12 protein-coding genes are annotated in these 12,963 nt (G+C 67.9%); 8 read left to right on the top strand and 4 right to left on the bottom strand.

Annotated features, from left to right (window positions below; genetic code table 11):
* Positions 1-273: 273 nt before the first annotated feature.
* From KL771_RS00455 to KL771_RS00445, 3 genes are all read right to left on the bottom strand, one after another.
* Positions 274-1,116 (bottom strand): hypothetical protein, encoded by an 843-nt coding sequence (locus KL771_RS00455; RefSeq protein ID WP_261966608.1) that lies wholly within the window; start codon positions 1,114-1,116, stop codon positions 274-276.
* 278 nt (positions 1,117-1,394) lie between these two features.
* Entirely contained in the window at positions 1,395-1,871 is a 477-nt protein-coding gene (locus tag KL771_RS00450) for a DUF992 domain-containing protein (RefSeq protein ID WP_261966607.1), read from the bottom strand.
* Positions 1,872-2,267: 396 nt separating this feature from the next.
* On the bottom strand, positions 2,268-3,572 hold the full coding sequence (locus tag KL771_RS00445) for an NAD(P)H-dependent oxidoreductase (protein WP_261966606.1): 1,305 nt from the start codon (positions 3,570-3,572) through the stop codon (positions 2,268-2,270).
* A gap of 281 nt (positions 3,573-3,853) precedes the next feature.
* Between KL771_RS00445 and KL771_RS00440 the strand changes: the two genes are divergently transcribed.
* The 4 genes from KL771_RS00440 (at position 3,854) to KL771_RS00425 (ending at position 6,332) form a co-directional block, all read left to right on the top strand.
* Entirely contained in the window at positions 3,854-4,075 is a 222-nt protein-coding gene (locus tag KL771_RS00440; RefSeq protein WP_261966605.1) for a hypothetical protein, read from the top strand.
* Positions 4,076-4,281: 206 nt separating this feature from the next.
* Positions 4,282-4,548 (top strand): DUF2798 domain-containing protein, encoded by a 267-nt coding sequence (locus KL771_RS00435; RefSeq protein ID WP_140941641.1) that lies wholly within the window; start codon positions 4,282-4,284, stop codon positions 4,546-4,548.
* Between the two features lie 157 nt (positions 4,549-4,705).
* Positions 4,706-5,908, top strand: a complete 1,203-nt coding sequence (locus KL771_RS00430; protein ID WP_261966604.1) for a pyridoxal phosphate-dependent aminotransferase — start codon at positions 4,706-4,708, stop codon at positions 5,906-5,908.
* Positions 5,909-5,996: 88 nt separating this feature from the next.
* Positions 5,997-6,332, top strand: a complete 336-nt coding sequence (locus KL771_RS00425; protein ID WP_261966603.1) for a PAAR domain-containing protein — start codon at positions 5,997-5,999, stop codon at positions 6,330-6,332.
* Positions 6,333-6,450: 118 nt separating this feature from the next.
* On the opposite strand, the gene phaC is transcribed toward KL771_RS00425, so the two are convergent.
* Complete coding sequence (phaC, locus tag KL771_RS00420) at positions 6,451-8,262, bottom strand: class I poly(R)-hydroxyalkanoic acid synthase (RefSeq protein ID WP_261966602.1); 1,812 nt, start codon at positions 8,260-8,262, stop codon at positions 6,451-6,453.
* Positions 8,263-8,641: 379 nt separating this feature from the next.
* Between phaC and KL771_RS00415 the strand changes: the two genes are divergently transcribed.
* The 4 genes from KL771_RS00415 to glpX all read left to right on the top strand — a co-directional run bounded on the left by KL771_RS00415 (position 8,642) and on the right by glpX (position 12,947).
* A complete protein-coding gene (locus KL771_RS00415; protein ID WP_054357062.1) occupies positions 8,642-9,859 on the top strand; it encodes an LL-diaminopimelate aminotransferase in 1,218 nt (405 codons plus the stop codon).
* A gap of 127 nt (positions 9,860-9,986) precedes the next feature.
* The gene (locus KL771_RS00410) at positions 9,987-10,415 is read left to right on the top strand and encodes a hypothetical protein (RefSeq protein WP_261966601.1); all 429 of its coding nucleotides are present in this window, start codon (positions 9,987-9,989) and stop codon (positions 10,413-10,415) included.
* A gap of 143 nt (positions 10,416-10,558) precedes the next feature.
* Positions 10,559-11,881 carry a homoserine dehydrogenase gene (locus KL771_RS00405; protein ID WP_261966600.1) on the top strand — a complete coding sequence of 441 codons (1,323 nt, stop codon included), beginning with the start codon at positions 10,559-10,561 and terminating at the stop codon, positions 11,879-11,881.
* 52 nt (positions 11,882-11,933) lie between these two features.
* Entirely contained in the window at positions 11,934-12,947 is a 1,014-nt protein-coding gene (gene glpX / locus KL771_RS00400; RefSeq protein WP_261966599.1) for a class II fructose-bisphosphatase, read from the top strand.
* Positions 12,948-12,963: the final 16 nt, after the last annotated feature.

The following is a 12,963-nucleotide window of genomic DNA, read 5'->3' as shown; positions in this document are numbered from 1 at the left end:
CATCATTGCGCCACCCCGGACTCGCATTGTTTCTTAACCCAATCGTTTACATGCCGGGCGCTGCGCCGGAAGTGCGGTCAGGCGCCGTCGCATGCAATTCGCGCCCGCTGTTGCCCATCGGGCACGTTCCGCGCCGACGGCAATCCGGTGCCGGCTGCGCTCAGCCCAGGTGCGCTCGCTGCGCGGCAAGACACCGAAAAGCCGGCCCGGGCTCCCCCATGACCGGCTTCCGACAATGCAGCGACGAGGGGTCGCGTATCCAACAGGATCAAATCACTCGGGTTTGCAAGGCCTTTCCGCGCGCTCACAGGTCGGCTGGTTGTTCTTCTTCTTCTTGTTGAAGGTCCCGCCGGAAACCGCCTGGCTCGCTGCGGCATGGTTCTCGTTCGACCAGATCTCCGGGTCGTCCTCGCGATGGCGGCGCCACAGCGACTTCGACTCGCCGAAATAGACCCGCACGCCGCCGAGCACCGAGGCGTAGCCGTGTTCGCCGATACGGCCTTCGCCGAACAGCGCGAAATTGCCCCAGCCGGAGCTCGGCGGCAGCTGGTATTCGACGCCGGCGCGGCCCTGGTTGCCCGCAAAGCTGTTCGAGTAGCCGGCATAGAGCCGCAGGTCGTCCTGGACGTACCAGGAGGCCAGCGCGTCGACGAAGGCGCGCGACTTGATCCGGTCGCCGCTCTCGACGCCGGCGATGCCGGACAGGCGGAAGCGGTCGAAGTAGTATTCGCCTTCGACGCCGAGCCGGGCCACGTTCAGGCTGCCGCGCGGCACCTGCGTCGTGAAGCCGTCGGCATAGATGCCGAGCAGGCCGATCGACGGGTTGCGCCAGAAGGCATGGCCGCCGAGCGTGCCGACCCAATCGCCGCGCGTCGCCGCCGCCGAGGCATCGATCTGGACGCCGAATTCCGGGCCGATCGGGAAGGCGATGGCACCCGCGATCTTGCCGAGCGCGTGGTTGGAGAACTTGTCGCCCCACTCATAGCCGCCCGCGATGTCGAACTTGGCGTTGACGGTGGAGACGGCACTGTAGTTGGCCGGCAGGATGACCGGCGCCGCCGGGACCACATAGGGCGCCGGCGCGGTCAGATCGGCGGCGGCAGCGGGACCGGCCACAGCTGCCATTGCAGCGGCAGCGCAACTCGCCATGACGGCGTTTCGGACAACGAAGCCAACCATAAGCACCCCCACAGACGGGCCTGACCCCGACAGATCGCTAACCTGGAATTTTTGTCCCGGATCGGCAATCGGATTCCCCAGGGGCGGCAAGGCTCGCCGCCGGAATCCCGGATGGCGTGGCTTTCGGGAGACTCATATGCCGAAAACGGCAGAACCGCCGCGGCGGCCAAGCCAGCGCGGCGGTTCCGATGACTTTCAGGCTTCGGGCGAACCGCTCAGCGGGTCGCGGTCAGGGTCAGCCCGGCGATGCCGGCCGCGATGTTGGCACCGGTCTGCGCCTGGACGCTGATCGGATTGAGGATGATCGAGTTGCCGAAGCCGCCGATCAGCGCGTTGGCGCCGACGCCGACGCCGACGGTCGCCTCCGCGGAGGCACCGACATAGCCGCCGGCCAGCGCGCCGTGCGGCACCGCGGCCGGAGCCAGCACCGCCCAGGCGATGCCGGTAAAGTTGACGGCGCCGATATCGATGCCGAGGCGGGTGATCTCGCCCGCATAGGTCTCGCGCTTGTTGCTCGCCGCCGAGACATAGGTGCAGGCGAGCGTGCGGTGCGAGCCGACGATGAAGCCGGTGCCGCCGACCACCTGGCAGTTCAGCACGCCGAGCCGGATCGGGCCGTCGGCGACCGCCGGGGCGACGGCGAGGGGGGCGGCCGCAAGGGCGACGGCGAGGAGGGCGGTACGAATGGTCATGGCGTGATCCCGTGCGGTGGAACGGTCTGGCAGGTCGTGGCCGGCGTGATTCGGCCGGCCGCTCCATGGTTGGATCAGATCGTTAAGGCGACGCTGCAAGCGCTGTCAACGCTGCAACAGTCCGTAGCTGGAATGCCTCAGGGCGGTTTCGATCCGGGGAAACGGTCAACGCAATTCATTCTGCGTCCGGCAACACGCCTTCAATGGCGTTATGAGAAAACTCCGTGAAGCATTTGTGATATCGAAGAAATATCCTACGATCGGTGCTCCACTCCGTATTACGGCCCGTCCCGATCCGGCGGCGTCGCTCCTGCGGCGGGCCGCATCGACGCCCCGCCGACGACCGGTCTGCCGGGTGATGCCACCCGGCACCGGCTATCCGGTCTCGGTCCGCGATCAGCCGAAGCGCGCTTCCATGGCGCGGCGGACGCGCACGGCCTCGCTGCCGGCGTCGACCGTCACGTCGGCCCAGGTGACGATGGCGCCTGCCGGCACGTCGCGGACCAGCGGTACGCGGTGAGCGAGACCGATCGGAAGGGCGCCTTCCGCGAGCGATCGGGCGGCGGGAATGCATTTGCCCCAGACGGTCCAGCCGCCTTCGCCGTCGAGCGTCTCGCCGGCCTTCAGGTCGCGCTTGGCGACCGCCACCGCGTCGCCGGCGAAGGTCCGCGTCGAGCCGGTCGCCTCGCCGCGCAGGGCCGCGTTGAGCACGGAGATGCCGAGTTCCAGTCCGATCAGGTGATAGGGCTTGTACATCGCGGCGTAGCGGCCGCTGGCATCGGTCTTCAGGCCATATTGCCGGAAGCAGGCGGCGGCATAGTCCGACAGCGCCTCCAGTATGACGTAGACGCCCCAGCGCAGATCGCGGAACACCGGGCGACCGTCGCGCTCCAGCGACGAGACCACCTCGACCATGCCGGTCGTCTCCAGGACACCACCGGCTACCTTCGGGCGCAGGATATGCGGCAGGTCGTCGACGCCGCAGGGCGGGAACAGCAGGCCGTCGGAGGGCGGCGTCAGCTCGCAGGCATTGGCGATCGCGGCCATCTCGATGGCCGACTTGGTGCCGTCCATGAAGGAATTGAACATTTGCGGGTTCATGCCCGCCGCCGCCGCCTCGGCCGGCGTCAGTCCGTAATGGGTCCAGACGTCGTCCGGCGTCACCTGGTGGTAGGCCGGCAGATATTTGGTGCCCTTACCCGCGCAGGCGACGCGGAAGCCGGCCGCGCGCGCCCAGTCGACCATCTCGGAGGTCAGCGCCGGCTGGTCGCCATAGGCCATCGAATAGACCACGCCGGCGGAGCGCGCCGCGGCGGCGAGTTCGGCCCCGGCCAGGACGTCGGCCTCGACATTGACCATCACGACATGCTTGCCGGCGCGGATCGCCGCCAGCGCATGACGGATGCCGGCCGCCGGATGCCCGGTCGCCTCGATCACCACCTCCACGTCGTCGCGCGCCGCCAGTGCCGCGCCGTCATCCAGGAAGGCGGTGGCGCCGATGCGCTGGTCGTCCCAGCCGACGGTCCGGCAGGCCTGGCGGGCGCGGTCGGGGGCGAGATCGGCAATGGCGGCGATCTCCAGGCCGGGCGTGGTCGGCACCTGGGCCAGGAACATCGAGCCGAACTTGCCGGCGCCGATCAGGCCGGCGCGGACCGGCCGGCCGGCATCGCGGCGGGCGGCGAGAAGAGACATCAGGTTCATGGGACGGGCGTTTCCGGGTGTTGTTGTTTGCAGGCGCGATGGTACCGGCGGCACGGCGCCTTGTCCCATGTGCTGACGCGGCAGCTCGGTTGCACCGCGAGCCGGGATGGTCCGCCATGCGGTCCGCGCCGAAGTCCACGGCTGGTCATCGCCGGCCGATACGCCTATCTGCAGCCATGAAGCGATCGGGGCGGCCGAACGGGGCGCCGCGATCGTCCGGATCGCGCGGCTCCGACGGGCAGGGCGGTCGACGGCAGGACAGGTGGCGAGGGGTGCGGGTCATGACTGCGAAGATCGTCCTTGTCGTTCTCGTCATCCTGGCGGCGTCGGCCATCGCGGCCGTCGGTCTCTGGCGCTGGGTCGGCAGCGGCGAGCTGTCCGGCCACGGTTGGCTGGCCTTGGGGCTCGGCATCGTCTTCTCCATGGCGATCGGCATCGGGCTGATGGCGCTGGTCTTCGTGTCGAGCCGGCGCGGCTACGACGATCCGGATTCCTCGGTCTGACGCGGAATGACGGCCTTGCGCCGGCCGCGCAGCTCGCGCTTTGCCAGCGCTTCGGATCTGCGGTAGGTGTCTCGTCGCTGCACAGCGTGCCGCCGTAAGCGTTACCGTCAAGCAACGCATCGCCAGACCCGGGTTTCCGGGGTCGTGACGGTGCGTCTCACGCCCGCGGCACGGTCCTCGTCCGGGTCAGTCCTTTCGAGGCTTTCATGACTTCGTTCGAGTTGCCCCGCCGTTCCCGGCGCCTTCCGGCCCGCTACAATGCCCTGGCCCTGCCGCTGGTCCTGTCCATCATGATGACCTTCGTCGTGTCGGGGATTTCGACCGTCAAGGCACTCGGCTTCGTGCCGGGTTTCCTGTCCGCCTGGATGTCGGCCTGGGGCGTCTCCTGGCTGGTCGCCTTCCCGACGCTCCTGGTGGTCATGCCGCTGGTCCGTCGCATCGTGGCCATGGCGGTCGAGCCGCCCGGCCGGTAAGTCGGGCCGGCCCCGGCGGGCTGTTGGCGGGCTGTTCCTGCCCGGGGCCGCCCTGCGCAGGCGCGTCCTGCTCGGGAAGGGGCTTGTTCCCGAAGGGCGGTGCGATTAGGGTCCCGCCGCCTTTCGCACCCGCGAAATCCCCATCCGGAGCATTGCCATGGGCTTCCTCGCCGACTCGCTCAGCCGCATCAAGCCGTCCGCCACGATCGCCGCGACCAACAAGGCGCGCGAACTGAAAGCGGCCGGCCGCGACGTGATCGGCCTCGGCGCCGGCGAGCCGGACTTCGACACGCCCGACAACATCAAGGAAGCCGCCATCAAGGCGATCCGCGACGGGCTGACCAAGTATACCGCCGTCGACGGCATCCCGGAGCTGAAGCAGGCGATCGTCGCCAAGTTCAAGCGCGAGAACGGGCTCGACTACAAGCCGAGCCAGGTCTCCGTCGGCACCGGCGGCAAGCAGGTGCTCTACAACGCGCTGCTCGCGACCATCAATCCGGGCGACGAGGTGATCATCCCGGCGCCCTATTGGGTCAGCTATCCCGACATCGTGATGCTCGGCGGCGGCGAACCCGTCTTCGTCGGCACCACGATCGAGACCGGCTTCAAGGTCACGGCCGAGGCGCTGGAGCGCGCCATCACGCCGAAGACCAAGTGGTTCATCTTCAACTCGCCGTCGAACCCGTCGGGCGCGGCCTATACGCATGCCGAGCTCAAGGCCCTGACCGACGTGCTGGTGCGCCACCCGCATGTCTGGATCCTGACCGACGACATGTACGAGCATCTGGTCTACGACGAATTCACCTTCGCGACCCCGGCGCAGGTGGAGCCGGCGCTCTACGAGCGCACGCTGACCATGAACGGCGTCTCCAAGGCCTATTGCATGACCGGCTGGCGCATCGGCTACGGCGCCGGTCCGGAAAAGCTGATCAAGGCGATGGCGACGCTGCAGTCGCAGTCGACCTCGAACCCGTCCTCGATCTCGCAATATGCGGCCGTCGAGGCGCTGAACGGGCCGCAGGACTTCATCCCGCGCAACAACGCCGTCTTCAAGCAGCGCCGCGACCTGATCGTCTCGATGCTGAACCAGTCGCGCGGGCTGACCTGCCCGACGCCGGAAGGCGCCTTCTACGTCTATCCGTCCTGCGCCGGCACGATCGGCCGCACCGCGCCCTCCGGCAAGGTGATCGGCTCCGACGAGGATTTCGTGACCGAGCTCCTGGAGGCGGAAGGTGTCGCGGTGGTGCAGGGCTCAGCCTTCGGCCTGGCGCCGCATTTCCGCATCTCCTACGCGACCGCCACCGACCAGCTCGAGGAAGCCGGCCGCCGCATCCAGCGCTTCTGCGGCAACCTGCGCTGAGGCGGTCGGCTCCGGCCGTTCAGACTTGCTTCATCGCGCCGAAGTCAAGCTCGCGCGCGATGAAGAGGGCGATCGGAAGGAGTTCGGCATGACACGGCATCGGGCCATTGCAGTCCTGCTGTTTGCTATCGGCCATGCCGGCTCGGCCCAGGCCGACGGCGCCACGCCCGGCGTGGTCGCGGGCGGCAGTCCGGATGTGACCGTCAACGGACGGCCGGCAGCGCAGACCGGCACCACGGCGACCGGGGGCGGCGTGATCGTCGGCGGCTCGCCCAATGTCTTCATCAACGGCAAGCCGGCTGCACTCGCGGGCAGCGGGACCGATTGCGGTGGCGTGGTCGTCGGCGGCAGCGCCAACGTGCTGGTCAACGGCAAGCCGCTCGCCTCGGCGGGGTCTGCCGCGACGGGCTGTCCGGGGCGGTAGCGGCGCCGGCCGGGGCAGGGAACTGCGGGGGAGGGCCGGCGGGGGCGGATCAGTCCCGGCCCCGGAGGTTCGGGCGCCACGGGCCGCTTCGACGGGCCGCTGGACAATCCCGCCGCTCTCACGCCCTGACGCGGACGTAGCTGCCCGGCGCATCCTCGATCGGCTTCAGCTTGCGGCCGCCCGGCTTGCGCGCCTTGACGGTCTCGGGGGCGAGGCCCGAAACCCATGTCTGCCAATGGCCCCACCAGGTGCCGGGCGTCTCGGTCGCCTTGGCGATCCAGTCCTCCAGCGTGCCCTTGACCTTGCCACCGGTCCAGAACTGGTATTTCGGCTTCGCGGCCGGATTGACCACGCCGGCGATGTGGCCGGAGCCGGCCAGGACATATTCGACCGGGCCGCCGAAATATTTCGATCCCTCGAATACCGAGCGCGCCGGGGCGATATGGTCCTCGCGGGCGGCGAGATTGTAGACCGGGATGCGGACCTTCTTCAGATCCAGCGTCTCGCCGGCCATGACCATCTCGCCCTTGGTCAGCCGGTTCTCCAGATAGCAGTTGCGCAGGTAGTAGCTGTGGTTCGCCGCCGGCATGCGGGTCGAATCGGAGTTCCAGAACAGGAGATCGAACGGGAAGGGCTCCTTGCCCTTCATGTAGTTGTTGATGAAATAGGGCCAGATCAGGTCGTTCGAGCGCAGCATGTTGAAGGCCGAGGCCATCTTCTTGCCTTCGAGATAGCCCTTTTCCTTCATGCGTTCTTCGAGGATGCGAATCTGATCCTCGTCGACGAAAACCTTGAGATCGCCCGCATAGGTAAAGTCGACCTGGGTGGTGAAGAAGGTCGCGCTCTTGATCCGGTCGTCGCCGATCGCCGCGCAATAGGCGAGGGTGACCGCCAGCAGGGTGCCGCCGACGCAATAGCCGATGGTGTTGGCCTGCCGCTCGCCGGTCGCCTTCTCGATCACGTCGAGCGCCGTCAGGATGCCCTCCTTCATATAGTGCTCGAAGGACTTGTCGGCCTGGCGGGCATCCGGATTGACCCAGGAGATGACAAAGACCGTGTGGCCTTCGCCGACCGCCCAGCGGATGAAGCTCTTCTCCGGGTTGAGATCGAGAATGTAGAACTTGTTGATCCAGGGCGGCACGATCAAGAGCGGCCGCTTCAGGACCTTCTCGGTCGTCGGCTCGTATTGCAGGATCTGACAGACGTCGTTCTGGAAGATCACCTTGCCGGGCGTGGTGGCGAGATTCTCGCCGACCTTGAAGCGTCCTTCGCTCGCCTGCCGGATCTTGAGATCGCCGCCACCGGCGACGATGTCCTCGGCCATCATGCGGATGCCGCGGACCAGATTCTCGCCCGACGACTGCATCGTCTCGCGCAGCAGTTCCGGGTTGGTCAGCAGGAAATTGGTCGGCGCCAGCGCCGAGGTGATCTGGCGCATGAAGAATTCCGCCTTGTGGCGGATATGCGGCTCCAGCCCCTCGGCCTCCTCGACCATGTCCTCGGCCCAGCGCGAGGTGGTCAGGTACATCTGCTTGAGGAAGTCGAAGAACTGGTTCTCGCGCCAGTCGGGGTCCTGGAAGCGCTTGTCGCGCGGATCGGGCTCCACGGCCGGCGCGATATCCTCGCCGGCCATCCGCTTCAGCGAGCGGTCCCAGATGTCCATGTAGCCGGTCACCAGCCGGCGCTGCGCCTCCATGGCGCGCTGCGGGTCGGACAGCCAGTATTCGCCGACATGGGCGAGCGTCTTGAAGACATGGGCGAGTTCGTCGGCCAGCTCGTCCTTGGCCTGACCTTCCTCGCGCGGCTTCAGATAGGCGGCCGCAGCGCGGCCGGCCTGTTCGACGACCCGGGCCAGGTTCTGCGCGAAGGCCTCCGGATTCTTGACGATGTATCTGAGCAGCGGGCTCTCGGATTCGCCTTCCGCGGCCATGGACGTTCCCTCAAGATCTCGTCACCGTTGCGAAGCCTTCGCCTCCGATCGGACCCCGCTTGCGGCTTCTCTTCGGCCGCGATCCGGGGGGAGGCGAGGACCCATGACTTGACTTTCTATGTGGCAGGTCGGGCCGCCGCCGACAACAGCGACTTCCGTTGTGTCGCGCACAAACTTCACGCCCGAATCGGCCGCCGTCCCGGGGGCCTTGCGGCGCAAGGTCCCGGGTGTCGCGCGGGCGGAGATCTGGTAAAAGCGCCGACCGGCCTGTATGGCTGTCACGATTCCGCCGCGGAGCGGGTCGATTTCGGAACAACGGGAGAAGGGCGCCGGCGATTGTCGCCGGATGGCCGCGGTCACATCGAAAAGGACGTTCGCCATGGACGAGTTCCACAAGATCCGACGGCTGCCGCCGTACGTGTTCGAGCAGGTCAACCGTCTCAAGGCACAGGCGCGAGCGAACGGCGCAGACATCATCGATCTCGGCATGGGCAATCCCGACCTGCCGACCCCGCGCTTCATCGAAGAGAAGCTGATCGAGACGATCGGCAAGCCGCGCACCAACCGCTATTCCGCGTCCAAGGGCATCGCCGGCCTGCGCCGCGCCCAGGCGGCCTATTACGACCGCCGCTTCGGCGTGAAGCTCAACCCGGACACCCAGATCGTCGCGACGCTCGGCTCGAAGGAAGGCTTCGTCAACATGGCGCAGGCGATCACCGCGCCGGGCGACGTGATTCTGGCGCCCAATCCGAGCTACCCGATCCACGCCTTCGGCTTCCTGATGGTCGGCGGCGTGATCCGCTCGGTGCCCTGTGAGCCCGGCCCGGCCTTCTTCGAGGCGCTGGAGCGGGCGGTCGTGCATTCGATCCCGAAGCCGCTCGCGGTCGTGCTGTGCTATCCGTCGAACCCGACCGCGATGACCGCCGATCTCGATTTCTATCGGGACTGCGTCGCCTTCGCCAAGCGGCACGGCATCTTCCTGCTGTCCGATCTCGCCTATTCGGAGATCTATTTCGACAACGATCCGCCGCCCTCGATCCTGCAGGTGCCGGGCGCGACCGAGGTGGCGGTGGAATTCACCTCGATGTCGAAATCCTTCTCGATGCCGGGCTGGCGCATCGGCTTCGCGGTCGGCAACGAGCGGCTGATCGCGGCGCTCGCGCGGGTGAAGAGCTATCTCGACTACGGCGCCTATACGCCGATCCAGGTCGCCGCCGCCGCGGCGCTGAATTCGGGCGACGCGGCCATCGAGGAGATCCGCGAGACCTACAAGAAGCGCCGCGACGTGATGGTCGAGAGCTTCGGCAAGGCCGGCTGGGACATTCCCGCGCCGCGCGCCTCGATGTTCGCCTGGGTGCCGATCCCGGAGAAGTTCCGCAAGCTGGGCAGCCTGGAATTCTCCAAGCTCCTGGTCGAGAAGGCCGACATCGCGGTCGCGCCGGGCATCGGCTTCGGCGAGCATGGCGACGAATATGTCCGCATCGCGCTGGTCGAGAACGAGCAGCGCATCCGCCAGGCCGCCCGCAACGTGCGCCGCTTCTTCGACGGCGCCGACAAGATCCTGCACAACGTCATCCCGATGGCGGCCCATCGCTGAGACGGCCGGACGACGCCGTCCGCGCGTCGGAGAGGGCGCGGACGGCGGCTCGTCGTCAGCCGGGATTCCAATGGCTGGGTCCCATCGTCCGTGCCGCGGCGCCGACGGGAACAGAGAGGTCGAACCGATGGATGCAGCGCGCGAAGCTCTGAACACCCTGCTCGGATCCTTCATCGGCTTCGCCGAACAGATGCTCGAGCAGCACGGCGAGTTCTATCCCTATGCCGGGGCCATGAAGCCCTCCGGCGAGGTGGTCAGCATCGGCCACCAGGACGGCGACGCGCAGCCGCCCCGGATCGAAGCGCTCGAAAGCCTGCGCGGCTTCCTCGCCACCGAAGCCGGGGCCGGCCGCATCGTCGCCACCGCCCTGTTCTACGACTGCCGCGTCAGCGTGCCGGACTCCGATGCGATCTCCGACGCCATCGCGGTCGAGCTCGATCATGCGTCGGGCTCGTCGCTGGTCTGCTATCTGCCCTATCGGCTGGCGGACGGGACCCTGGAGACCGGGGATATCTTCGCCAATGAAGGTGCGAATGCCGTATTCGGCATCAGCTAGGGCGGAAACGAACCCGACCTGCAAGGCGCGCGGGCCGGATCGGCGCGCGCGTCACCCACAATGATCAACCGGGCATCTGGAAATGCGGCCGTCCAGGCCGTATGAGCTTCCGGTGTTCGCCACCCGCGGAACGGGATATCCCCATGCAGCCCAGCCTCCGTCTCGGCCTCGCCGGCCTCGGCACCGTCGGGGCGTCCGTCGTGCGCCTCCTGAACAAACATTCCAAGGACCTCGCGGTCCGGTGCGGCCGGCCGATCGTGCTGCGCGGCGTCTCGGCGCGCGATCGGACCCGCGACCGCGGCATCGACATCGGCAACGTCAACTGGTTCCAGGATCCGGTGAAGCTCGCCATGGATCCGGGCATCGACGTGTTCGTTGAACTGATGGGCGGGGCCTCCGGGCCAGCCGAAGATGCGGTGCGCGCCGCTCTCGAAACCGGCAAGCATGTCGTCACCGCCAACAAGGCGCTGCTCGCCCGGCACGGCAACGATCTCGCCCGGCTGGCCGAACGCAAGGGCGTCAGCCTCAATTTCGAGGCGGCGGTCGCCGGCGGCATCCCGGTCATCAAGACGCTGCGCGAGGCGCTCGCGGGCAATTCGGTCAGCCGCGTCGCCGGCATCCTCAACGGCACCTGCAACTATATCCTGACCCGGATGGAAGCGGAGGACATGTCCTTCGCCGACTGCCTGAAGGAGGCCCAGCGGCTCGGCTACGCGGAGGCCGATCCGACCTTCGATGTCGGCGGTTTCGACGCCGCCCACAAGCTGGCCCTGCTGACCAGCCTCGCCTTCGGCTCCGAGATCGACGTCGATTCGATCTATATCGAGGGCATCGAGCGGATCACGCTGGCCGATATCGAGGCCGCCGACGAGCTCGGCTACCGGCTGAAGCTGCTCGGCATCGCCGAGCGCACCGAGAGCGGCATCGAGCAGCGCGTCCACCCGACCATGGTGCCGAAGGCCTCCGCCATCGCCCGCATCGACGGCGTTCTGAACGCGGTCGCGATCGACGGCGACTTCGTCGGCCGCCTGATGCTGGTCGGCCCGGGCGCCGGCGGCGACGCGACCGCCTCCTCGGTGGTCGGCGACATCGCCGACATCGCACGCGGCACCGCGCTCGCCATGATGGGGCGGCCGTCCGAACATCTCGAACCCTACCGGCCCGCCGGCGTGCGCGCCCACAAGGGCGGCTACTATGTCCGGCTGTCGGTCTTCGACCGGCCCGGCGCCCTGGCGGCGATCGCCAGCCGCATGGCCGAAAAGGGGATTTCGCTGGAATCGATCGTCCAGCGGCGGCGCGCCCCGCATGCCGCCGTCGTCGGCACCCAGGCACCGGCGGAGCCGCAATCGATCATCATGATCACTTACGAAACGACCGAGGCCGCGGTAAGAGAAGCGCTCGATCTGATCCGCAACGACGGCCACGTCGCGGACGCGCCGCAATTCATCCGCATCGAGGCGCTCTGAAAGCGTCCGCCGGCAGGCCGCCGGATCTGCACTCGGGGGAACTTCCGAAGCCATGAGCACGCAAAGCCACCGCCATCACGGCCACACCATCGACGATGACCGGCTCGACCGCGTCCTGTCGCTCGAACTCGCGCGCGTGACCGAGCGCGCTGCGGTGGCGGCGGCGCGCCTGCGCGGTCGCGGCGACGAGAAGGCCGCCGACCAGGCCGCGGTCAATGCCATGCGGGCGGAGCTCAACAACCTCTCGATCGACGGCACCGTGGTGATCGGCGAGGGCGAGCGCGACGAGGCGCCGATGCTCTATATCGGCGAGAAGGTCGGCAACGGGAAGGGACCGAAGGTCGACATCGCCCTCGATCCGCTCGAAGGCACCACCATCTGCGCCAAGAACCTGCCCAACTCGATCGCCGTGATCGCGCTCGCCCATGAAGGCGCGCTGCTCTACGCGCCCGATGTCTACATGGACAAGATCGCCATCGGCCCGGGCTACCCCAAGGGCCTGATCGATCTCGACGCGCCGCCCGCCGAGAATATCCAGGCGCTCGCCAACGCCAAGATGGTGCCGATCTCCGAGGTCACCGCCTGCATACTCGACCGCCCGCGCCATGCCCGGCTGATCGAGGAGGTGCGCGCCACCGGCTGCGCCATCCGGCTGATCGGCGACGGCGACGTGGCCGGCGTGATCCACACCACCGAGCCGGCCGATACCGGCATCGACATCTATCTCGGCTCCGGCGGCGCCCCGGAAGGCGTGCTCGCCGCGGCGGCGCTGCGCTGCACGGGCGGCCAGATGCAGGGCCGGCTGATCCTCGACAGCCGCGAGAAGGTCGAGCGCGCCGCCAAGATGGGCATCACCGACCCGCGCCGGAAATATTCCCACGAGGACATGGCCCGCGGCGACGTGCTGTTCGCCGCGACCGGCGTCACCGACGGCAACATGCTCCAGGGCGTCAAATTCGGCCGCAACCGCATCGTGACTCACACGATCGTCATGCGCTCCTCGTCCAAGACCGTCCGCTGGATCCGCGCCGCCCACACCGACCCGGAGAAGTTCGATCCGGAGTGAGCTGGGGGCTCGGCAG

This window comes from Prosthecodimorpha staleyi, assembly GCF_018729455.1.
In the GTDB taxonomy this organism is placed as follows: domain Bacteria; phylum Pseudomonadota; class Alphaproteobacteria; order Rhizobiales; family Ancalomicrobiaceae; genus Prosthecodimorpha; species Prosthecodimorpha staleyi.
The sequence above is the reverse complement of the archived record's forward strand: the minus strand, read 5'-3'. Positions and strand labels throughout refer to the sequence as shown.

Excerpts from the sequence above, each read along its gene's own strand:
- KL771_RS00425 (WP_261966603.1), top strand. The coding sequence starts at position 5,997 with ATGACACGGCATCGGGCCATTGCAGTCCTGCTGTTTGCTATCGGCCAT.
- KL771_RS00435 (WP_140941641.1), top strand. The coding sequence starts at position 4,282 with ATGACTTCGTTCGAGTTGCCCCGCCGTTCCCGGCGCCTTCCGGCCCGC.
- phaC (WP_261966602.1), bottom strand. The coding sequence starts at position 8,262 with ATGGCCGCGGAAGGCGAATCCGAGAGCCCGCTGCTCAGATACATCGTC.
- glpX (WP_261966599.1), top strand. The coding sequence starts at position 11,934 with ATGAGCACGCAAAGCCACCGCCATCACGGCCACACCATCGACGATGAC.
- KL771_RS00445 (WP_261966606.1), bottom strand. The coding sequence starts at position 3,572 with ATGAACCTGATGTCTCTTCTCGCCGCCCGCCGCGATGCCGGCCGGCCG.
- KL771_RS00440 (WP_261966605.1), top strand. The coding sequence starts at position 3,854 with ATGACTGCGAAGATCGTCCTTGTCGTTCTCGTCATCCTGGCGGCGTCG.
- KL771_RS00405 (WP_261966600.1), top strand. The coding sequence starts at position 10,559 with ATGCAGCCCAGCCTCCGTCTCGGCCTCGCCGGCCTCGGCACCGTCGGG.
- KL771_RS00450 (WP_261966607.1), bottom strand. The coding sequence starts at position 1,871 with ATGACCATTCGTACCGCCCTCCTCGCCGTCGCCCTTGCGGCCGCCCCC.
- KL771_RS00415 (WP_054357062.1), top strand. The coding sequence starts at position 8,642 with ATGGACGAGTTCCACAAGATCCGACGGCTGCCGCCGTACGTGTTCGAG.
- KL771_RS00430 (WP_261966604.1), top strand. The coding sequence starts at position 4,706 with ATGGGCTTCCTCGCCGACTCGCTCAGCCGCATCAAGCCGTCCGCCACG.
- KL771_RS00410 (WP_261966601.1), top strand. The coding sequence starts at position 9,987 with ATGGATGCAGCGCGCGAAGCTCTGAACACCCTGCTCGGATCCTTCATC.